The sequence below is a fragment of the Ureibacillus endophyticus genome (assembly GCF_003628435.1).
GTDB classification, from domain to species: Bacteria; Bacillota; Bacilli; order Bacillales_A; family Planococcaceae; genus Ureibacillus; species Ureibacillus endophyticus.
This window is the reverse complement of sequence record NZ_RBZN01000047.1, coordinates 1-22286: the sequence shown is the minus strand read 5'-3', so window position 1 is coordinate 22286 and position 22286 is coordinate 1. Positions and strand designations below refer to the sequence as shown.

Below are 22286 nucleotides of genomic sequence, written 5' to 3'. Positions count from 1 at the left end.
TTTTTCGGCATGAAAAAATTAGTTTTAGAAGGGAGGGGTACCCCTCCCTTCTAAAACTAATTCATTAAAATAAAAGAAATAACTTAAATATACTTGACTAATCGTAAGAAAGGAGTTGTCTCAAAAATGACTTTTCAGACAACTCCTTTCTAATTAAGCTTGCAAGCCTTTATTACGAATCGGTTTTAAAATAAACGCTAAAACTACAATGATTAATGCAATGACCATAGCAGAATAGAATAATCCACCATAACCATCTTGCGCTGCCATTAATGTGATTTGATCAACACTTGATTGGATCACATCTTTTAATGTTGGATCTTGAATTTGATCGACTAATTTTTCATAATCAACATCAGCTGAAGCACCGTTCGCAGACATAGTACTCGCTAATTGCTGGAATTCTTGCATTGCTTCTGGGCTTAAATTAGCAGTTTCCATTTTCTTTTGTAAAATGCTACCAAAATCACTTTGGAATAGACTTGGAATTTGATTAAAGCCACGTACAATAAATCCGGCATAAATCGTAGGAGCAATCGTCATACCAATTTGACGAACAAGGGATAATCCGGCAAGTGCAGATCCTTTATCCTTTTGTAGACGTTCTGTCGCTAATATGTTCAACGGTGCACCTAATAGAATCCCAATCCCAATACCAGCCACACAGGAAGAAATAATGAATTGCCATTTTACATCAATCCATGTTGGAAATAACACAAATCCTATGGCTGTAATGAATCCTGATAAAAATACTGCAAAAACAGGTCCTTTTTTATCAACGAGCGCGCCACCGAAGCCTGCACCAATACCCGATGCTAATGCTAAAGGTGTCATCCAATACCCAGAAGATTCAGCAGCGATGCCTAATACTTGCTCTGTAAAGGCAGGGATATATATCATTGCTGCTAGTAAAGCTCCTGACAAGCCACCGACTAGTAAAGTTAATAAGTAAGTCGGATGAGCTAGTAAACTTACTGGTAAAATCGGGTCTCCATTACGTTTTTCTAATGAACGATTATAACCAATTAATACAGCGAATAAAACAATACCTGCTAGTAAGAACCCATACACTTCAGGAGTTAGAAGGCTATCTATTAATGAAACACCTTCAATATTTGTTAAACCGTACATGATACTTAGAACAGCTAATGATAAAAGAATTGTACCTAATAAATCTAATTTTCCAACAGCAGGTTCCTTTGTTTCTTGAATTTTATAGATTCCTAGAATCATTAACACCACTGCAATCGGTACATTAATAAGGAAAAGATAATGCCAATTTCCTGTTAAGTCCAAGATGACACTACCAAGGTTTGGTCCCAAAATAGCGCCAATCCCGTTCATCCCACCTAATATTCCAAGGGCTTTCCCTTGTTTTTCAACTGGGAAGGTACTTAATACATGGGAACTACCGATGATGAAGATACCACCACCGCCCATTGCTTGAATGAAACGCGCCACTATATAAAATGCAAAATTAGGGCTAAGCGCAACTAGCAATGAACCAAGTCCAAATAACGCAACTTCTACAATAAATAATTTTTTTCGACCGTAGCGATCTGAAATTTTACCAACAATCGGAATACTGATGGCTAAGCCAAGTGTATAAATGGTTACACCCCAAGCACCCCAGTTGGCAGAAACATCGAACGAGCTGTTAATTGTTGTTAGAGCAGCACTAATAATCCCATTATCAAGAGCTGCCATTAATACACCAATACAAAACAGCGTTAACGCCCAACTTCCTCCTGACGATTTATTACTCATTTTTTCACTCCTTCATCCCTTATTCAAAGTAACATGAGTTATCTCGAATAAAAAAATATATGCATCTGAATTATAATGTAGATTTGGAGATTTTTTCGAAGTATTTGTGCTAGAATTCTTTATTAATATAACGTTTCTCTATAAATATTACCATTTTAATAAAATTAGATTGATAAAAGTAGGATTCGATAAAAGTTTTCCTTTAAAAAAAATGAGTTGTATTAAAATCAATATGAATATTATAATGAGGGGAATTTAATTAGAAAATGATACTACTAAATCATATTTTGGTGAAAAACATCAAATAGTCAACTTAATAAAGGTGAATTAAGGAAAAAATGCCTATCATTATATTAAGATAATAGGTATAATATATATATATCATTTACATGTTTTAAAATTTTGAATTCGAATGATGAAAGTAGGAATTTTATGTGGATTGTTTTCAGTAGTATTCTAATGATTGGATTTTTACTTCAATATAGACAAAAAGTAAAATTACAAAAAACATTGGACTCTCTAAAACCTATGATTGAAACAGTTGAAAACATCCGCGATATGTTGTATTACTGTGAAACTTACCCGAAATTAAACTATCTATATGTAAGCCCATCTATTAAAACATTGATAGGTTCTGATAATTTGAAGCGTCATCTCAAAAATCCTGAGCTGATTTTTGAGATTGTTCATCCAGACGATTATGAGACGTTGATGAAGAAAAAACTAGGGACACTTGATTTTAATCAACCGATTACAGTCAGGTTTAAAAATCGTCTTGGACAATATATTTGGTTCGAGGAACATGCTACGCCCGTTTACAGAAACGGGAAGTTTGTAGGGATTGTAGGAGTTTTTCGAGATATCGATGAAAGGCTCGCTATTCAACGGCAACTCGAATATAACTCAACTCATGATGCATTAACGGAAATGTACAATTGGGCATATTTCCAATTAAAATTGAATGAATTTAATGAACTTGATGTACCAATCACTGTGGTTGTCGCTGATTTAGATGACCTGAAACCAGTTAATGATAAATATGGACACAAAATGGGAGATCAATTAATTCGCGAAGCCGCCAATCGTTTAAAAGCTTTAGCGAAAAAAGAGACGATTATTGCGCGGATTGGTGGAGATGAATTTGCTATTCTAATTCCTCAGGCAGGTGTTCAACAAGTGGAACAATTTATAAAAAATATCCAGGAAAGCATGAAACAAGTCACTGGAAATTTACCATTTTCCCCAATTCACCTATCCATCGGGTATAAACATTCCAACTCCTCATATGGTGTCATGGAACACTTATTAGCTGAAGCGGACGCTATCATGTATCAAAATAAGAAATCTAAAAAAGCAGTGGCAACATTTTTCTAGCCACTGCTTTCTAATATAGATTTATTCTCTCTCGTAAACTTCTCAATACCTCATCCGGCACTTCACGGAACTTAATATCATCCCCTAAGAAAAGTAGCCAATTAGTAATTTCCGCTAATTCATCGGGCATATTCACATTGATATAGGTCTTAAAAATGGCAGTTGCCTGGTATGGATCTGTATAGGAAAGTGAATATTTAAAAGGATGATATTTTTTAAATTGGGCAATTGCCTTTGGACCTAATTCAATGATGAGATTGATTTTTCTTTCCTGTTTCCTCAGATTTTCCAGTACCATTTTTTTATTAACTCTTTTTTTCGTAGGGTATATTTCAACATTGGTTAGTTGATCTACAGGAAATGTCCTCAACTTTTCTTCCTTAAAGTCATATCCTTCAATTTGCCAAATGCTTTTTTCACGATAAAGGTGCAGCAGAAAAATGGGATATGACTTACTTACTTTACCATCATTTACTGTAATCATTAAATGCCTATCCAATAAAATCAGCTGGATAAGCTGTTCTAACATCGGGTGAGGGAGGTCTGACAGTTCCAGTAAATCAGGATTGTTCGGATTAGTCCCTTCAAAAAGTAAGATTTGATTTAATAAAACGAGGGTTTCTTGTTGGTTTTCTGGGATAAGCCCGAGTATTTTCTCAGCTAACGATTGTCGACTTTTTAAAAAGGGAAGCTGTTGATTTCTCGAGGCCATAAAAGCAATAAAAAGGGCTTTCACTTCACTATCGGTAAAGTTAATGGAAGGGAGGACAGAGTTGTTCATGACAAAATAACCGCCATCTCGTCCAACTTCCGCTTGAAGAGGCATTCCCATTGCTTCAATTTCTCGAATATCACGAATCGCAGTCGAACGTGAAATGTTAAATTCCCGCATAATTTCGGATATTGTAAAGTAGGAGCGATTATTGATATAGCGCATAATTGTATTGATTCGTTCAACTTTTTTCATTGTGACCTCCTAAACAGTATCATTTTTTGACACTATTTAATGCTATTATAAATTCTGTAAGAAGAAAACAAAACGTTTATTTGGAGGATTGTTATCATGGCAAATTATTCAATCGAAGAAAAAAACAGCTTTACGGTATTAGGTATTGGAACAGAAATTAAAAGTCATTACACAGACTTTGTTGGGATTAATAAGGAAAAAGCAGACTTTTGGCAATCGATTAATGAGGACGGAACACTAGAAAAACTAAAATCTGTTGCATCGAATGACTATCTTTTTGTTGTGAATGAAGCAGTAAATAACAAAATGATGCATTATGCTGGGGTGATGACAGAGGAATCATTGCCAGAAACAACGAGATTAATCGAATTTCCTAAAGGGGAATACATCGTTGTAAAAGGCGAAGCGAATTCTGATGAAGAATTAGCAAATGTCCTCACTGGAATGGCTTTTGGTCAAGTACTGGGACAAGTAACGGAAGTATCCTATGTTGGCGGTCCAAATACAGCGGTAATCATGGGGCAAAAAGATGGTAAAGTATACGGTGAAATGTGGATACCCGTAGTTCGAAACTAAAAATTCTAAAAAACAGATCTCGGTGACTGAATCGAGATCTGTTTTTTTATAAAAATGTCCAAAACATTAGACAATACTAGAATCATATAATAAGATTAATGTCTAAAGTATTGGACAAAAAGGTGATTGTTTTGAAAAATATTATTAAGATTTTACGGAAACAATTAGGAATCACGCAAGAAGCTTTGGCAAAGGAATGTGGCGTAGTTCGGCAAACGATTAATTGTATTGAAAACGATAAGTATGATCCTACCCTTGAATTAGCTTTTAAGATTGCTAAAGTGTTGAATCGAAAAGTAGATGAGGTGTTTATTTATGAGTAAGTTTACTCCTGATTACATGATTAAAATGAAAGATATTGTAAAGGAAGGCACACCGATTTTGCGCAAGAAAACGAAAATGGTGGATATTCCCGTTTCTAGTGAAGACAGAGATGCTTTAATATGTATGCTACAATATTTGAAAAACAGTCAAGATCCAGTATTATCAAAGAAGTATAAATTACGTCCTGGCTCAGGTTTATCCGCCAATCAAATTGGTCTAGATAAGCGAATGTTTGCAGCACTGTTTAATGAAGAAGAATATATGCTCATTAATCCGAAAATAATTAGCCATTCCATGAACATGATTTATTTGCCTCAAGGTGAAGGGTGCCTATCAGTAGATAGGGAAGTACCTGGTTTTGTACCGAGATATGAACGAATTAAAGTTAAAGCATTTGATATTAATGGGAAAGAAACGATTTACAAATTTGAAGGTTATGGTGCCATTGTCATGCAACATGAAATCGACCATTTAGATGGAATTATGTTCTATGACAGAATTAATAAAGAAAACCCATTCAAGTTACCAGAGAATGTTGAGATTCAAAGCTTATATTAAGTATGGGCGCTATTTTTAGTGCCCATTTTAGGTGCAGAAGTACATAAGGGGGAGAGCAAGTTGGAAACAATTTATTTTGCAGGCGGATGTTTGTGGGGTGTACAAGCCTTTATTAAAACTTTACCAGGTGTAACATTAACTGAAGCGGGAAGAGCGAATGGAACAAGTAATACACTTGAGGGTGATTATGATGGATACGCTGAATGTGTTAAAACTGTGTTTGACCCAACAGTAGTAACAGTGAGGGAACTGATGGAGTATTTTTTTGAAATCATCGATCCATATAGCTTGAATAAACAAGGAGAAGATGTTGGGGAGAAATACCGAACTGGGGTATATAGTGAAAAGCAAGAACACTTACAGGAAGCGAAAGCATTTCTTCGAGAAAGAGAAGACTATGACCAAATAGTTGTTGAAGTTTTACCTCTTACCAACTATGTGAGAAGTGCAGAAGAACATCAAGATCGGTTAACAAAATATCCTAATGATTATTGCCATATTCCAAAAGCGATATTAAATAAGTATAAGTAGATACTAAAAGTCTGTGAAATTTTACAATTCGTAAAGTATCACAGACTTTTTTTATTTCTTAGTTCTTTCGATTTGCTCCATTATCATGTATCACGGTTTGGTTTGCAGGTTCTTCCTGTTTCTTACCGGATGCCATCATATTAGACATTCTGTTTGCTTGGTTTTTCGCTGGGTGGAACTCTCTCGCAGTTTCTTCTTTACTACTAGGTTGTGCTTTTAATGAAGCAAAGGCATTGGATATTCTACTTTCTTCTTTTAATGCCCTAGCCTGTTTTTTCTTTTTTCGATGATCGAAAATTGACAATGTTATCATCCTCCTCTGTACTTAATATGAGAAGGGGAGGATTCAATTATGTCTTTGGGTTAATTTCATGAAGTGAGCGGGAAATTTGTCCGATTCACTGCATAGACAAAACCGTTACAAAAACTTGCAGCATCAGAGGAAAGGAATATAACCATATCCGCAATTTCTTCTGGTTTAACTGTTCGAGGCATTGGGAAGGAACGTTTTTTCGCATTATCTTTCCATAATTGAGTCACGGATGTTTCGGTTAAAACAGGTTCGATTGCATTTACACGAATGCCATCTTCAGCATAGTCAAATGCCGCTGCTTTCGTTAACCCGATAACTGCATGGTTTGCCGCAACGTATGGTGCTATATAAGGGTCAGCCATTAATCCTGCTAGAGAAGCCATATTGACAATTGTACCTCCACCATTGGCAACCATATATTGAAGTTGGTATTTTACTGCAAGGAAAATCCCTTTTAAATCTACTTCCATCACTTGTTCAAACTCATCTTCTTCAATATCTGCAAATTTTGTTGGGATATTTAAAATGCTTGTTGCATGATTAAAAGTGTGGTCTAATCCGCCAAGTTTATCTATGGTTTGTTCAACAAGGGATTTTACTTCTTTTCCATTCGTTAAATCGGTTTTAAAGAAAACTGCTTCTCCGCCTATTTTTTCAATCAGTTCAACGGTTTCATTTGCCCGATCATCTGCATCACCAATCGCTACCTTCGCACCTCGCTTCGCAAAAGCAAGGGCTGTTTCACGACCAACACTCGTGGAAGCGCCAGTAATTAATACAACTCGACCCTCAAAAATATTTCCAGTCATATGGATTCCCTCCTAATTTTCTTTCACCGACAAAGGTTACATATTTAGCATGAACTTTTCCTATAAAAAAAATTCAAATTTTTCCAAATTAGTAAAAGACATATTTTTTGTAGGATATTGTACTTTTATTTAGAATGTTACATTAAATAAGCTATAGTCAACGGGGATCCGAAAAATGATGATGATGCAAAAACATTATTTCAAGAGCATCCGGACATTCCAAAGTCTACTTTTCAAAAGCTAAACTGCGTCAATGGTCATTAGAAATTGGGAATTGAGTTACGCTAGATGATGGTTTATTAATGTAGATGTTATAATAGATGAAATTAACATTTATAGTAAATAAAGTTTAAATCCCAAGGGTGAGCTGATGAGAACAAGATATCGTAATTTGAATGATGTGTCGAATAAGAAATCCTTTAGTGAATTGCGAAAATGGCAGAAGGAAAGACGTAGTAAAGTTAAGGATTTGACAAAAAATATTCCGCAATGTTCTAACAAACGATTCTAAGAAATTAAGGAAAATCGAAGTCAAACTTCCTATACATGGGTTGGACATTCTACCTTTTTAATTCAACTAAACGGACTGAATATATTGACAGATCCAGTATGGGCGAAACGTATGGGCTTTCAGAAGCGATTAACTGAGCCAGGAATTCCGATTGAAGAATTACCGGAAATCGATATTGTGGTCATCTCTCATGGTCATTATGATCATTTGGATTTTCCAACATTAAAAAAACTTAAAGGAAATCCGCACTACTTTGTTCCTATTGGATTAAAATCTCTCTTTATCAAAAGAGGGTATAAAAATGTTAGAGAAATGAGTTGGTGGGAATCCATAGAATACAAAGGAATCGAAATTCATTTTGTGCCTGCTCAGCATTGGACTAGAAGATTACTTTTCGATATGAATACTTCACATTGGGGTGGTTGGATATTCCAAACTAAGAATGATACCTTTTATTTTGTAGGGGATACTGGTTATTTCACAGGTTTTCAAGAAATCGCTGAACGTTTTACGATTGATGTTGTCTTTATGCCTATTGGCGCCTATGAACCGGAATGGTTTATGGCAGTATCACATATTTCTCCTGAAGATAGTGTGAAGGCTTTTATCGAGCTAAAAGCAAAACAATTTGTTCCGATGCACTATGGGGCGTATCGTTTGGCGGATGATACAGGACCGGAAGCATTAGAGCGTTTACTAAAGGAATGGGAAAAACGTCAACTCCCACAAGAGCAATTAAAAGTTTTAGCAATCGGAGAAACCGTGATGTAATGTGCATGGGGAGATACAATTGATAAAATCATTAGGATCGTGTGCTTCTTTGCTTTTCTTTACACAAATCAATTCGACTGGGACTACTTTTTATTCCATTATTTTTCATAGGAAGATCATGGTACAAAAGGTCAACATAAAATAATCTTACTTCTAAGTCTCTTTTCCTCACCATGCGGATGTATGTGCATTAACTACTCAGAGTGGTAAAATTAGTAAAAATAGATGAAAGTTAGGGTAAATTATGAAATATTTTACAAAAGAATGGTACGAACTGTGTCAGAAAACTAGTTTCCACTTTTCCTTAGAAGAAGATCAACAAGCTGAAAAGTTCTCAGAAGATTTTTTTCAACAAGTTTATGATAAAGAGTTACAGAGTTGGTTAGATTTACAAGAAGAGATACATCATCATTTAGTTACAAACCATGGACATACCGAAACTTTTGATAGAGAGAAGGAAGAGGCAAATTTTCTCGATTCCTTCCTTTATAATTATGAGCATATAAAAAAGGGCTTACCAGAAAACATTCTAAATGAAATTGCCGATTTACGTGTATTTGCGTTAAATAAAGCAAGTCATACTGTGATAGACGTTGTTACTAAATTCTGCGAGGAAAATAAAAGAATAGTAGAAGACGTAGGAGAAAACTTTAGTAAATATTATAAAGATGCTTCCAAATCTTTTACTCCAGAAATTGTAGAAAATTTTGCTTTTCATGATTGTACAGTTGTAAAAACCGTTCAAAATGGTAGTTCTTTAACAATCCAATTTGATACATCAGGTGGTTTTACAGCCATTAACGAAATTACCTTTGAAAATATGAAAATATTAAAACAAGATTCCGCCCTGTACGAAGCATGGTGGTTGTACGAGGAAGTTTATAAAATAGATGACAAATACGAGTTTCATGTTTTACTCCAAAATCAATATATGGAGTTAATTGACTTTATTATTGAAGCGGAACATGTTTCTTTTGCTCAAAACAAAGAATAATGGCGTAAAGACAAAAGGTTTTCAATTATTCTTTAAAATAAGAGTTTAATTGATTTGTATAGCTTGCGATTTCCATTTGCTTTTCTTTCACTTTTAGATCTCTTTAAAAAGTTTCTGTTGTATTTCATAGTAGGCCAGTAAATCTTCATGATATTTAGTTAATTTTTCTTACCAGGAACAGTTACTTTTTGAAGTTCTTCAATTGTTGGTTTTACTGAATTTAATATTAGTCGATTTTTATTTTTAAATTCAACAACTTGTTCTGTTAATTCATATGAAATAAATGATTCTATATAAACATCAAACACTTCTTCTATACTTAAATAGGATTCTGTTTTTGAAGTTACTTCTTCAACATATGCATCATATTGTCTATTTTCTTCTGCAGTGGAAATTTGGTTGCAAGCAGAAAGAAGTAGAACAGACAACACAAAATATATAGAAAGATCTCATGACTTCACCTACTTCAAAAAGGGTCTTACTATTATTAAAGGAGGCGAATTGTGAATATCCTATCAAACATTTTTGTTCCATTATTTGCAGTGTTGATTGTGAATGGTATCTTGTGGTTCTTTGCCAAAGATGCTGAAAAAATTGATAAAGGATTAGTTTTTAACCATTTTAAATTATCTTATCGAAGAAGGTTCATCGGTGCTTTGCGCGGAATTCCATTTGTACTCATTGTGTTTCTATTGATTGCTTGGCAGTTTGATGTAATGTCAATTAAATACATATGGTTGGTTGCAATCTGCATACTCCTTATATCCCTCGAATCCTTTTATTATTATAGAAAGTGGAAAGAGGAGGAATAACTCCCAACAACAAGGCGCATTTCTTAATGAATTGCGCCTTGAATATTCAAAAAAGTTAGTGGAACATACTTCCAAATGATATCGTCTTCAAAAAAAATGTTATTTGGAGAGGATGCTATGGAGGTACTAACAGGTAAGGTAATTGCTATTTCGATATTTTTACTCATTATTACGATGATAGAAACGTTAGCATATTCAACCCGGATCTCTGGGACAAGGGTTAAATTAATCGCTACGGCCATTTCATTATTTAGTACATTAGTACTTGTATCAAGATTTTCTAGTATGATTCAACAACCATTAACCGCGAAATTGATTGCCGAAGCACCTGAAATCAAAAAATTAATTTTTATAGAAGAGCAATATCGAATATTCATAACTGTCACTTCTCTCGGTGTATTACTCGGAATACTGTTATTTCCAACTTTCATTAACATATTCTCTAGAGCCATCATTCAATTATCAATTGAAAGAGGGTCCGTCATTTCAACGCTTTCCAAACAATTTAATTTCCTTGGATTTAAAAAAATATTGACATGTATCCGAATGCCTAAGCTCGCATATTTAAAAGATATTACGCTCGAAACTATACCAAAACGATTATTTGTGCTAAATGTGATTGTTTCAGCTGTCATTACAATAGGTATACTGTCTTCTTTATATGCGTCTTTGCTCGTCCCAGAAGATTATGCTCAAGTTGCACTCATGTCTTCAGGAATACTAAACGGGATTGCAACAATAATTTTAACATTATTTATTGATCCAAAAGCATCTGTTTTAGCAGATCGAGTAATAAAAAAACAAACGGATTATGTTTACTTAAAAAGCTATTCCATCACAATGGTTGGTTCAAAATTTGTCGGAACATTATTTGCACAAGTATTATTCATTCCAGCGGCTTATTATGTTGCTTGGTTTGCAGAGTGGATATAGTGTGTACTATTCCTTTTTACCCATCCAAACTTTCTTGGTCCATCAGAGATATAGACCTAATTACTAAACCTAAAAAGATTTTCTTCATAAAATTGATAAAATCGAATAAAATAGCCTTATAAATAATTCTTTTGTACCGATATAAAAATAGGTATAAAAAATTATGAGTGGGGGACTTTAGCAATGGATGTAAGAGATATAATCACGAAAATTAACGAATCTGTAGAGCAGTTGGATTTTACGACAGCGAGAAAATATATTGAGGAAAATTTGGAACTAGTTGAACAGAAACGTTCTTTACTAAAAACGAACGCACGAGAAATTCTTAAATTTATTATCGAAAAAATGAATTCTGGAGAAAAACCGTTATCCAAATCAGAATTGAATGACATTAGAGTTATCAATACCTATGCGACTCGTTTAGATATTCGTGGACTTAAACTAAATTTAAAAGGAAAAGAACAACTGCTTTTAAAAAGTGAAACGTTAAACTATCTTAATGCGGATGCAAAAATCATCCTAGAAGGAATGCGCGCAATCAACAAATTATGATATTAACACCTTTCAATTATGGAAGGTGTTTTTTATTATTGTAAATTACGAACAAATGTTCTATAATATATTCAAACGAATGTTCTGGTTGTGGAGGGGTAAAAGTGAAAGAGAAGTTATTAAAAGTGTTAAAACGGAACCTATTAATCGATATGATGTACATTGACCAAAACAACGTCATCACAAAACGTCGCATTAAGGTAGCTAAAATCACTGGTAATACTATTCGTGCGTATTGTTTTACTAGGCACGCCAACCGCACTTTTACGATTGAAAACATTCTTGCATTTAAACCAGTTATTCGGAAAGAACGTGACGTCATATGAATGCTGCCATTTCAGAGAAAATCCACAAACAAATTATTTTAGATTTGACAATACGAACACTTGAGCGGGAAAGAAAACATCTGGACGACTTAAAAATGAAAAACGCATTTAATTTATGGATGGAAGCAAAAATAAAAGAATTGCAGCAAGATTTAAGAGCTGTTAAATATGAACTAGGTAAAATCGGGATAAAAGTTCAATCAGAAAAATCGGATAACATGTTTACTGAATACAACATCCTTGAGCGTGGAGCCGTTTATCAAAAAAGATATAGTAATATTGCACTTAGAAATTGGACAGATGAAGAGGTAAAGCGCCTCCTTGGATTACAGTACAGAACGGTAGAATCAGTTAATCAATAAAAAATGGAATAGGGCAAACATTGTACGTCACCAAAATTTAAAAAATCAAAACCCATGAAATTACTTGTTTTTACGGTATAATGAGTGCTAGAGGTGATACAATGTTTGTCAGTGAAAAACAAATCGAAATTCGTTATGCTGAAACAGACCAAATGGGTGTTGTTTATCATGCGAATTATTTAGTATGGATGGAAATTGGACGCACAAAACTAATTTCTGATCTAGGTTATAATTATGCGGGATTAGAAGAGCAAGGGTATCTTGCACCTGTATTAGATGTATCTGTCCAGTATAAAAAAGCTATGCGTTATGGGCAAGTTGCAACGGTGCGTACATGGATTGAGAGCCATTCAAAACTGCGTACAACATACGGTTATGAAATCCTTCATGAAGACGGCTCTGTAGCAGCAACAGGAACAACTTTACATACTTTAGTGAATAAGGATACTTTTCGACCAACACCATTAAGTAAAATAGATCCTGAGTGGGATGCTAAATACTTACAAATTGCTCGTACACAAAACTAATTCACCAACTCAGGCTAGCTTAGCTAGTCTGTTTTATTTTGTTAATATATATCGTATTTGCACTCAGCCCCTAGAGGTTACTTCCAAGAGCTAAGCAGTGCGATTACCGTTTTTGAAACTACCATCAATGAACGTATCTTGTTATAATGACGTTTGTGAATAAATTTGAAGGAAAGTGAGGTGTGTTCATGGTACAAAAAATCGCTCTTGAATCTGTAAAATGTTTTATTGTCTTAACGAATACGGCAAGACAAGCTTTGAAAGAACATTTTCAAGATGAACACGCCTTTTTCAAATTACAAAATCCTTTTGATGTTTATATCGAAAAACAATCCATCGAGCAAACCTCCATCTCCTTAACTTTATATTTCGATAACAAACGAAACACCAATCTAAATAAAAAGTTTGGTGGTCGTGTTGTTATTATGGATTGTATTTTTGACTTAAAAAATGGCTTAGTGGCAAAAAGTTTCCGAACTCGGGGTACCAATACACCCGTTGTCACCAATCGCCGTGAACGAATGCGAATTCATTTAGTCCCATCGCGTATTAACGGACATACATACCCAGAAAAATTCATTACCACCATTGCACAGCTTCCAGTCGCTCAGGAACGTTTTGACTATGTGAACAAACGAATTTCCAGTTGGGAAGGTTATTTAAAAGTTTTATATAAAAACGCAAGCATTGATGATATTGATGCAACATTTACTTCTAGCTATTTTAATGAAGACTATTCAAAAGTAACCCTTCGTTGTAATGGAATCGATGATAAAGAGTGGAAACAGTTAAAAGGTTTAAGTGCTTATGTGAAAGGCTATCCGCGAGAAATTGGGGAAGTTACTAAAATAAATCGACAAGACCGTACTGTCGAGATTGAATTGAATGCAAAATTATCAAGATTATTCCGAAATAACGAGTTTGACTTTACTTCAGAATATATTACGTTTAGCAATGCTTCCACAAAATCTCAGTTGAACCGTTTATTAAAAGGCTTTGATCGTCTCAAAGAAGGTTTAGCAGCCAATGTCAATTTAGAAAATATCTTATTTGAAGATCAACCAACGATAGCTGAACGAAAAAAAGATGTTGAACTGGATTTTTATAATAATTTAAATGAATATCAGCGTGCTGCAGTAACTGGTGCGATCAGCGCGGAAGATTTATATGTTATCCAAGGTCCACCAGGTACAGGAAAGACGACTGTAATCTCTGAAATCTGTTACCAAAATGCAAAGGCCGGTTTAAAAACGCTAATTGCTTCTCAATCAAACTTAGCGGTTGATAATGCATTAGGTAGACTTTTATCCAATAAAGATATTCGAATTTTACGTTATGGCCGTACAGAAAGCATTGAAGAAGAAGGAAAAAAGTTTATAGAAGAAAATGTGGCAGATTATTGGAAAGAACAAACCTATGACGCCATTACAAATGAAATCAAACAGCATCAAACAAAGGAAGAGCAACTTCAACAAGAAATCCATGTTGCGACAAAAGAAATTGAAGCTTTAAAAGAAAATGAGCAACAATTACAACAGGAAATTTTTAAAAAACAACAAGCAAAAGAGCAATTAGAAAAAACCACTGCTGAAATTGCAGAGCTAAAAAAACAAATTATTCCTCTTAAAAAAGAGCGTGAAAAAACAGAGGAAACCCTTGAAAAACTTCGTACTTCCAAAGAAAAAATCGACGCTAAAATCGAAGAACTAACGAAACTAGTTCGTCCATCTAAGGAAATTAATGAGGATATTCTAACAGCCCAAGAAAAATTATCCCGATCAAAGCAACTCATTCGTTATGTAGATGCTGAAACACAATTACAAAAGCTCGAAAACGAAATTACGAACGTAAATAACCAATTAGAACAAATCAACGCCAAAACAAATGAGATTTCAAGCACAATAGAAAAAGTTAAATCCTTTAAAAAGATTTATGATATTGAAGAATTTATTGTGCAGCAAGAAATTCGAAGAGGCTACGTGCTAAGTCAATTATTCTCTGACATGGAAAAGTTACATGGCCAAATTGAACAGTTCAAACCGTTAAAAGATATTTCAGCTAGGCTTGAAAAGGCAATTGAATATAGTCATAAAACTCTTGGCATTCAAATTCAAGCTTCAAATTTGCCACCAAACCAACATTATTCACTACAAGAAGTAAATGAATTTTTAACGGAATTAAGTAAAGCCTTTGCTCAAAAAAAGATTAATGCATTTAATGGTACCCGTTCTATTGAAGGGCTTTATTCAAGAAAAATGTTCCTAGCTCAACTCTCTCAACGTTACAAAGCCTTAATTAATGAATCTGTTATTGTGTTTACGAAAATTAAAGAAGAAGTGATTGAACAGATTCTGATGCAAACAGGAGTTGAGCAATCTACCATCGATGGTTTAAATATTATAAAAGCAAATTTACAACTAAACGCTTCCCAATTAAAAGAACAGCTTGACTCCATCAAACTTAATGTGGGTGATGTCTCCGTTGTGCCATCGATTGAAGAGCTTCAATCTGTATGTCATTTACTTCAAACTGAAATAGCAGAATTAGAAGAAACAAAATCAAAACAAACGGACATTGAATCACAACTACAAAATAAACAAGAAGAGCAAAAACGTGTTGATTTGGAAATTTTGAATGGGGAATCTGTTTTAAAAGACATGATAAATCAGTTAAAAGAGTTGAATTCTAAAGGCATTCAGTTTGAAAAGGATGTACAACAACTAGAACAAATTACGAAGCAAAATCCAGAGTCTGAACTAGAAAAAACAAAGGAAAAGATTGTAGCAATAGAAGAACAAATTGAAAAGTTAAATATGAAAATTGAAATGCTGCCAATCACTCAAGAGCTTCAAGTGGAGTGGAAAGGCTTGTTAGACGAAGCAACAGAACACGATTTAGACGAAATCCGAAAACTTTATGTTAAGCACGCCAATGTTATCGGTACTACGTGTGTGGCATCAGCAAACAAAGAGTTTATGGACAATTATCCGATTTTTGACATAGTGATTATCGATGAGGTATCCAAAGCAACACCACCTGAATTATTACTTCCGATGTTAAAAGGAAAGAAGATTGTTTTAGTAGGAGACCATCACCAACTACCACCATTAATTGGGGATGATACATTCGAGGAAACATTAGAAACTGTAATAAAAGAAAGTAATACGTTTGAAGAAAAACGTGAGCTGGAAAAATTACTGGAAGAATCTTTATTCGAACGTCTTTATAAAAACTTACCGTCATCAAATAAAAAAATGCTCGCGATTCAATATCGCATGCATGAAAATATTATGAAAACGATCGCGCCGTTTTATGAACATGAAGGAGACTCGTTGAAATGTGGTCTTCCTGATTCTGATGCAGCACGTGACCATAAATTAGAAAGTAACCTAATCAAACGAAGTGACCATCTATTATGGATTGATTTACCGAATGAGCCTAACTATTTTGAAGAGCGGATGAAGGAAGGCTCAAGTTTATTAAATCAAGAAGAGCTAAAAACAATCCGCGCCATGTTAGTGAATCTAAATCACTCTACCGAAGTTGCCAAAAAACAAGGGCTAATTCCGGAAGATGAACGTAAATCAGTGGGGGTTATTAGTTTCTATGCGGTGCAGGTAAAGCGCATTAATCGAATGATCGAACATGAACTTCATTTACCGCATTTACACATTCGTACAGGTTCTGTCGATAAATTCCAAGGTATGGAAATGGACGTTATTTTAGTGAGTATGGTCCGTAACAATGACAATAAAAATGGGGAAATCGGCTTTGCAAAAGATTATCGCCGTCTCAATGTTGCCTTATCACGTGCGCGGGAGCTGCTTGTACTTATTGGTAGTGTTGATATGTTTACAAAACGACCGAAGAAAGAGCAAACACGCAACATGTATAGTAACTTACTATCTGTTGTAAAATCTCAAGACGGCTACCGCAATGTAAAGGAACTAACTTCTTAGTTTTGAAAGGACGAAATGATGGAACTCCAAGCACTCCAACAAAAACTATCCGAACAATTTCATAAAGCAACCATTTTGGAAACGGCTATTTGGTGTGTTCCCGTTCATACGGTAAACATTGCATACAAACCAATTGTCCGAACAAAAATGGATATTTTAATGAGAATGCTTTTATTTTCATTGCAAAAAGCAAAGTTCAAAAAAGCCGAACAGTTAAGTGAAATATTATTAGTAGAAGAATTATTTATTCAAGATTTATTGTCCAAGATGCACAAAACTGGATTAATAACAAAGGAAGATCATTTTCAATTAACGGAAAAAGGGTTAAAACAATTGACTAGTGGTGTGTTTGAAGAAGACCAAGAAATTACATCAAAAGAAACGTTGTATAGCCCAACGCATCAAACTTTCCTACACGGTGAAATTGAAGCAGTTCTCGACTTTGAGGATTTTCCGGAAGATATGTACCGATATCACGTACAAGTGGAGGAGATTCAAGTTGATAACGATAAGCTCGTAGAAGAATTGCGATTACTTCAAATGGATGAAGATGAGGAAGAAGAATCAAAATTGGTTATCACTTCTATTGAATCTTTTGAAGATATTCAAGTTAATGATGTGCCATGTATCGAATTTATTCTTTTTGATGAAGAGAAAGAGCAATTCACATCCCGCGTTTGGAATACTCTAACAAATAATTGGGATCCGACTTTGCAACATCAAATTGAAGAAAAGGAAAAATCTTCCTGGAAAGAAAGATTCCTATCAAAAAAGTAAAATAGAATATTGCAAATATTTCATCATCATGTTAGTATTACATTAATTTCATCTATCTTATCAAGAGAAGCAGAGGGAAATGGCCCAATGAAGCTTCAGCAACCTCTAACATCGGTTAGAAAGGTGCTAATTCCAGCAAGACAATATTGTCTTGGGAGATAAGAGTGCGGCATATAAATTATTCCCTCTCATTCTCATGCTGGAATGAGGGGTTTTTATTTTGAGATGAAAAGAATTGGGGGAACGTTTAATGCCTATTAATATACCGAAAAATTTACCGGCAGGCGAAAAATTAAGACAAGAGAAAATTTTCGTCATGGAAGAAGACCGTGCCAAAACACAACAAATCCGACCATTAAATATTTTAGTGTTAAATTTAATGCCAGAAAAAGAGAAAACTGAACTTCAACTTTTACGATTATTAGGTAATACACCACTACAAACGAATGTAACGTTTTTAAACACTGCAACTTACGCATCTAAAAACGTGTCAAAGTCGCATTTAGACACTTTTTATAATACATTTGATGAAATTAAACACCGTCGTTTTGATGGAATGATTATTACTGGTGCCCCTGTCGAACGAATGGAGTTTGAAGCAGTTAACTACTGGGAAGAAGTAACAACGATTATGGATTGGGCAAAAGTGAATGTTACCTCGTGTATGTATATCTGTTGGGGTGCTCAAGCGGCACTTTATCATCATTTTAATATTGGTAAATTTGAATTGCCGAAAAAATGTTCGGGCATCTACTCACATGTGATTACAGATTTAACTGTGGACTTAGTGCGCGGATTTAGCGATGAATATGTCGCTCCACACTCACGTCACACGTCTGTATCCCTTGATGAAGTACGCGAACATCCAGATTTACGCTTACTAAGCTATTCAGAAGAAGCGGGTCCGTTTATTATTCAATCAAAGGATACTAAACATATTATGATTACAGGTCACCTAGAATATGACGCAACAACATTGGCTGATGAATACGAACGAGATGTGGCGAAAGGTGAACCAGTAGACATGCCGGTGAACTACTTCCCGAATAATGACCCAAGCCAAACGCCGAAAAATACATGGCGCGCGCATTCGCACTTACTGTTCTACAATTGGTTAAACTATTACGTATACCAAGAAACACCATACGAATGGCATTTCGTAGACGACAGCATCGAATTCCATATTTAATGGTACCCTTTAAATTCTGAAATTTTATAAAATTCTAAGCTAGGCATTTGGGGACAGCTCTGATGCCTAGCTTTTTAAATTGAAAAGTTCGTCCAGAAGGCGGATGGATTCGTCTGCATAAAGTGCGGATTCGTCCAGATAGAATAAGATTTCGTCCACATAACGTGCAGATTTGTCCAGATAGAATAAGATTTCGTCCACATAACGTGCAGATTTGTCCAGATAGAATAAGATTTCGTCCATATAATGTGCAGACTCGTCCAGATAGAACGAGTTTTCGACCACTTAGCAAATAAGTTCCTTACCAATTGAAGTAGCATGGAATTCACAGTAAATACAAAAACGCTTGGAGAGTTAATCTTCCAAGCGTTTTACTTTTTATAAAATAAACATCGCAACAATCGTCGTGACAACTAGACCAATGACGACAGGGATGAAGTTTCGACGTGCTAACTCAAATGGACTGACATTACAAATCGCTGCAGCTGGAATTAATGCCCAAGGAACTAATGTACCTCCACCAACCCAGATTGCCGCTATTTGCCCAAGTGCCGTTAGTGTAGCAGTACCTTCACCAAGCGCTGTTCCGAATAAATTCGCAATGGAACCGGCTAATGTAATCCCAGAGAAGCCTGAGCCGTCTAAACCGGTAATCGCACCAACACTCGTTAATGTAACCGCTGCAATTTCAGCTGTTAACGGTACAATTGCTGCTAAAGCAATACCTAAGTCGTTTACAATTCCTTGTGAAGCAGCTGGTAAATATTCACCAATAATTTTCGTGAAACCAGAATCCCCTAAATAGAAAAATGCGGCAATTGGAATAACTGGACCAAACACTTTAAATCCAAATTGGAATCCTTCTATTAAATAGCTCGTTGTTTTCTCAAGACCGTCATTTTTATGTGCAAAGACTGCTAATAATAGTAGGATAAAGACTGTAGTTCCTCCGACAAGTGCTGTTGCATCGCCGCCTGTTAAATCAAACATCGACATCGCCACAACGTCAATAATAAAGGCAACTGGAATTAAGATCGCAAAAAACTTACGTTGTCCTAATGTGAGTAAATTTTCATTAACGTCTTCAACAACTTTTTCACCAAAAGTACCGACCATTTCCATTTTTCCACGTTTCATGTCACGGCGTAAGAATATGAATGCCACAATTGTTGTTACAACACCCATCACAATAACAAGTGGAACACTGGCAGAAATAACATCAGCAACTGGAATTCCTGCAGCATCTGCCGTTAATTTTGGAGCACCTTGGATAATAAAGTCCCCAGATAACGCGATCCCATGACCAAATAAGTTCATCGCCATGGCAACCCCAAGTGCCGGAAGCCCCGCTCGAATGGCAACCGGTAATAACACTGCCCCTAATAACGCCACAGCTGGAGAAGGCCAGAAGAACCAAGATATGACCATCATTAAAATACCAATTGTCCAGTAGGCAAGAGTAGGGTTTTTAATGATTTTTGTAAACGGTGAAACCATGACTTCATTGATACCCGTTTTCAATAACACCCGGCTCATCGCAACGATGATGGAAATAATCAAAATTGTCGACAATAGTTCGGTGATAGCGTATATAAAGCTATTAAAGACGCCACTGATGGAAGCCGTGAGATCGCCTGTTGCCACAATCGCTAGCATGAAGATCCCAATGATACAAATTAACGTTGTATCACGACGTTTCACCATAAATCCGATGATTAACACAATAAACACAACATAAATCCAATGCAGCGCCGACAAATCAACACCTAATGCACCCATACTTTTTCTCCCTCATTTCTTTTACGCATAGAATATGAGGCATATGTCTAATAGGTGTGTGCTCAGGGTATTTTGATGGATATATTTTTTTAACTGAAAATAAAAAAGCGAGTTTTGATTTATTTCTCAAGACACGCTTAATTATTATTCGAGCTCTAATGGTAAAAATGCATATTCTCCATCCTTATAAATTTCACCTTTTCGCACTGATATTGGTTGTTTAAAAATGGGTCCATCAATCACGGTTGTATGGAATTCTCCACCTTCACCACACGGATCAATACCGCGTGATTCAAGCTCTTTCACGTATTCATGGGTTAACGTTCTGCCTAAATCATCTTTCCGCATCCCAAGGGATAAATTAACAGTGACAATCACCGTGACAAATCCTAAATCAATGAATTCTTTCACGACATCGTGATGATTCATTTGCCATAAAGGCATTTCAAGCTTTAATCCTACTTGATTCGTTACTTTTTCATGCCAACAGTCTTCTGCAGGCATATCTAAGTCCCCAGTTACTAATACGTCTGCTCCAGCATATTTAGCTTTTTCTAAAAGATTAATAAATTGATTTTCATAATCTGCCCAACTTGCAGCAGCAGAATAGACGGGTAAGCCGATTGATTTCGCTTGTGCATGTATGAGTTCTGGGGGCATTCCATGAGAGCGAGAACGTTTGCCTTCTTCTTCTAACATGACGATGAGACCAACCGCTTCTCCAACTTTCATCGCTTTAAACAAAGCTAAGCTACTATCTTTACCGCCACTATAAGAAGCGATAAATTTTTGCCCGCATGCATTCGTTTTCCAGTCCTTTAATTCGGCCATTTCAATTTCGCCCCTTTACTATTTTTATAGAGATTTTATCATAATTGGTCCTTACTGATAGGCTATAATAAAAATAGTCTTAAAAAATTGCAAATAAGGTACAGAAGTGAAATTCTCCGTGAAAGGAAGGCAACTATGGAATTTTCTATTCGGAAGGCAACGAAAGAGGATTACGAATCAGTATCGTTTTTATTCAGGCAAGTTCATGAATTACATGTAAGTGAAAGACCAGATTTATATAAAGAAAATTCTACTCCAGTAACTCAAGAAACTTTTAATAGCCAACTAGCTGATGAGAAACAACACATTTTTGTGGCTACCATCGAAAAAGAAATAGTTGGGGTTATCGTAATGGAGGAAGTAAATATTGCTGAAAATCCCTTTGTGAACGAAAGAAAGATATTATTAATAAACAGCATATGTACTGCAACAGCACATCAAAAGAAGGGAATCGGAAAACGTATGATGAAATATGCTTTTGATTTTGGGAAAAATCTGAACGCTGACAGCATTGAATTAAACGTATTAGAGAACAATCAAAATGCTATTGAATTTTATCAGTCTATTGGAATGACAACAAAGAGTAGAAAAATGGAGTTTAGATTCAATTAACAAAAACTATAGGTAGTGTCAAAACTTCTATGAAAAATTGAAAAGCACAAGGTATTGGGCGATAAGTACTCTCCGAACGAGGGGACAATCGCTCTTGACAAACATTCCGAAAAGGTTGCGCCCATATTTTTG

The 22286-nt window shown here is 35.3% G+C and carries 24 protein-coding genes and 1 riboswitch; of the genes, 17 read left to right on the top strand and 7 right to left on the bottom strand.

Annotated features, from left to right (window positions below):
• Positions 1-153: 153 nt before the first annotated feature.
• Complete coding sequence (locus D8M03_RS14465) at positions 154-1767, bottom strand: MFS transporter (RefSeq protein ID WP_121215539.1); 1614 nt, start codon at positions 1765-1767, stop codon at positions 154-156.
• A gap of 432 nt (positions 1768-2199) precedes the next feature.
• Between D8M03_RS14465 and D8M03_RS14460 the strand changes: the two genes are divergently transcribed.
• On the top strand, positions 2200-3141 hold the full coding sequence (locus D8M03_RS14460) for a sensor domain-containing diguanylate cyclase (protein WP_121215538.1): 942 nt from the start codon (positions 2200-2202) through the stop codon (positions 3139-3141).
• 10 nt (positions 3142-3151) lie between these two features.
• Here D8M03_RS14460 and D8M03_RS14455 read toward each other — a convergent pair whose 3' ends face one another.
• Positions 3152-4108, bottom strand: coding sequence for a helix-turn-helix transcriptional regulator (locus tag D8M03_RS14455; protein ID WP_121215537.1), 957 nt, complete (start codon positions 4106-4108; stop codon positions 3152-3154).
• 96 nt (positions 4109-4204) lie between these two features.
• On the opposite strand from D8M03_RS14455, the gene D8M03_RS14450 reads away from it, so the two are divergent.
• The 4 genes from D8M03_RS14450 (at position 4205) to D8M03_RS14435 (ending at position 6097) form a co-directional block, all read left to right on the top strand.
• Positions 4205-4684, top strand: a complete 480-nt coding sequence (locus tag D8M03_RS14450; protein ID WP_121215536.1) for a GyrI-like domain-containing protein — start codon at positions 4205-4207, stop codon at positions 4682-4684.
• A 131-nt stretch (positions 4685-4815) separates the two neighbouring features.
• Positions 4816-5007, top strand: a complete 192-nt coding sequence (locus tag D8M03_RS14445; protein ID WP_121215535.1) for a helix-turn-helix transcriptional regulator — start codon at positions 4816-4818, stop codon at positions 5005-5007.
• Complete coding sequence (gene def, locus D8M03_RS14440; RefSeq protein ID WP_121215534.1) at positions 5000-5566, top strand: peptide deformylase; 567 nt, start codon at positions 5000-5002, stop codon at positions 5564-5566. The genes D8M03_RS14445 and def overlap by 8 nt, the downstream gene beginning before the upstream one ends.
• Positions 5567-5626: 60 nt before the next feature.
• Complete coding sequence (locus D8M03_RS14435; protein ID WP_121215533.1) at positions 5627-6097, top strand: peptide-methionine (S)-S-oxide reductase; 471 nt, start codon at positions 5627-5629, stop codon at positions 6095-6097.
• A 58-nt stretch (positions 6098-6155) separates the two neighbouring features.
• Here D8M03_RS14435 and D8M03_RS14430 read toward each other — a convergent pair whose 3' ends face one another.
• Together D8M03_RS14430 and D8M03_RS14425 are read right to left on the bottom strand one after the other, a co-directional pair.
• The gene (locus D8M03_RS14430; protein WP_121215532.1) at positions 6156-6401 is read right to left on the bottom strand and encodes a hypothetical protein; all 246 of its coding nucleotides are present in this window, start codon (positions 6399-6401) and stop codon (positions 6156-6158) included.
• Between the two features lie 65 nt (positions 6402-6466).
• Positions 6467-7219: an SDR family oxidoreductase gene (locus tag D8M03_RS14425; protein ID WP_121215531.1), complete on the bottom strand. Its 753-nt coding sequence runs from the start codon at positions 7217-7219 to the stop codon at positions 6467-6469.
• Positions 7220-7733: 514 nt separating this feature from the next.
• Between D8M03_RS14425 and D8M03_RS14420 the strand changes: the two genes are divergently transcribed.
• Both D8M03_RS14420 and D8M03_RS14415 read left to right on the top strand, forming a co-directional pair.
• Positions 7734-8501, top strand: a complete 768-nt coding sequence (locus tag D8M03_RS14420) for an MBL fold metallo-hydrolase (RefSeq protein ID WP_245987617.1) — start codon at positions 7734-7736, stop codon at positions 8499-8501.
• A 244-nt stretch (positions 8502-8745) separates the two neighbouring features.
• Complete coding sequence (locus tag D8M03_RS14415; protein WP_121215530.1) at positions 8746-9495, top strand: DUF4085 family protein; 750 nt, start codon at positions 8746-8748, stop codon at positions 9493-9495.
• A gap of 158 nt (positions 9496-9653) precedes the next feature.
• Here the strand turns inward: D8M03_RS14415 and D8M03_RS14410 are convergent, their stop codons facing one another.
• The gene (locus D8M03_RS14410; RefSeq protein ID WP_121215529.1) at positions 9654-9923 is read right to left on the bottom strand and encodes a hypothetical protein; all 270 of its coding nucleotides are present in this window, start codon (positions 9921-9923) and stop codon (positions 9654-9656) included.
• 75 nt (positions 9924-9998) lie between these two features.
• Between D8M03_RS14410 and D8M03_RS14405 the strand changes: the two genes are divergently transcribed.
• The 9 genes from D8M03_RS14405 to metA all read left to right on the top strand — a co-directional run bounded on the left by D8M03_RS14405 (position 9999) and on the right by metA (position 18932).
• Positions 9999-10307: a hypothetical protein gene (locus D8M03_RS14405; protein WP_121215528.1), complete on the top strand. Its 309-nt coding sequence runs from the start codon at positions 9999-10001 to the stop codon at positions 10305-10307.
• A gap of 117 nt (positions 10308-10424) precedes the next feature.
• Entirely contained in the window at positions 10425-11240 is an 816-nt protein-coding gene (locus D8M03_RS14400; RefSeq protein WP_121215527.1) for a lipid II flippase Amj family protein, read from the top strand.
• Positions 11241-11423: 183 nt separating this feature from the next.
• A complete protein-coding gene (locus D8M03_RS14395) occupies positions 11424-11792 on the top strand; it encodes a hypothetical protein (RefSeq protein ID WP_121215526.1) in 369 nt (122 codons plus the stop codon).
• A 104-nt stretch (positions 11793-11896) separates the two neighbouring features.
• Positions 11897-12118 carry a transcriptional regulator gene (locus D8M03_RS14390; protein ID WP_121215525.1) on the top strand — a complete coding sequence of 74 codons (222 nt, stop codon included), beginning with the start codon at positions 11897-11899 and terminating at the stop codon, positions 12116-12118.
• Positions 12115-12480, top strand: coding sequence for a YhjD family protein (locus tag D8M03_RS14385; protein WP_121215524.1), 366 nt, complete (start codon positions 12115-12117; stop codon positions 12478-12480). Before D8M03_RS14390 ends, D8M03_RS14385 begins: the two co-directional genes overlap by 4 nt.
• Positions 12481-12581: 101 nt before the next feature.
• Positions 12582-13007: an acyl-CoA thioesterase gene (locus D8M03_RS14380; protein WP_121215523.1), complete on the top strand. Its 426-nt coding sequence runs from the start codon at positions 12582-12584 to the stop codon at positions 13005-13007.
• Positions 13008-13195: 188 nt separating this feature from the next.
• Positions 13196-16966 (top strand): AAA domain-containing protein, encoded by a 3771-nt coding sequence (locus tag D8M03_RS14375; protein WP_121215522.1) that lies wholly within the window; start codon positions 13196-13198, stop codon positions 16964-16966.
• Positions 16967-16984: 18 nt separating this feature from the next.
• Positions 16985-17743: a hypothetical protein gene (locus tag D8M03_RS14370; protein WP_121215521.1), complete on the top strand. Its 759-nt coding sequence runs from the start codon at positions 16985-16987 to the stop codon at positions 17741-17743.
• A gap of 54 nt (positions 17744-17797) precedes the next feature.
• Positions 17798-17908, top strand: a riboswitch (SAM riboswitch).
• A gap of 85 nt (positions 17909-17993) precedes the next feature.
• Positions 17994-18932 (top strand): homoserine O-acetyltransferase MetA, encoded by a 939-nt coding sequence (metA, locus tag D8M03_RS14365; RefSeq protein WP_121215520.1) that lies wholly within the window; start codon positions 17994-17996, stop codon positions 18930-18932.
• A gap of 378 nt (positions 18933-19310) precedes the next feature.
• On the opposite strand, the gene D8M03_RS14360 is transcribed toward metA, so the two are convergent.
• Positions 19311-20711, bottom strand: coding sequence for a hypothetical protein (locus D8M03_RS14360; RefSeq protein WP_121215519.1), 1401 nt, complete (start codon positions 20709-20711; stop codon positions 19311-19313).
• Positions 20712-20855: 144 nt separating this feature from the next.
• The gene (locus D8M03_RS14355; protein ID WP_121215518.1) at positions 20856-21542 is read right to left on the bottom strand and encodes a Dph6-related ATP pyrophosphatase; all 687 of its coding nucleotides are present in this window, start codon (positions 21540-21542) and stop codon (positions 20856-20858) included.
• Between the two features lie 135 nt (positions 21543-21677).
• On the opposite strand from D8M03_RS14355, the gene D8M03_RS14350 reads away from it, so the two are divergent.
• Positions 21678-22154, top strand: a complete 477-nt coding sequence (locus D8M03_RS14350; RefSeq protein WP_121215517.1) for a GNAT family N-acetyltransferase — start codon at positions 21678-21680, stop codon at positions 22152-22154.
• Positions 22155-22286: the final 132 nt, after the last annotated feature.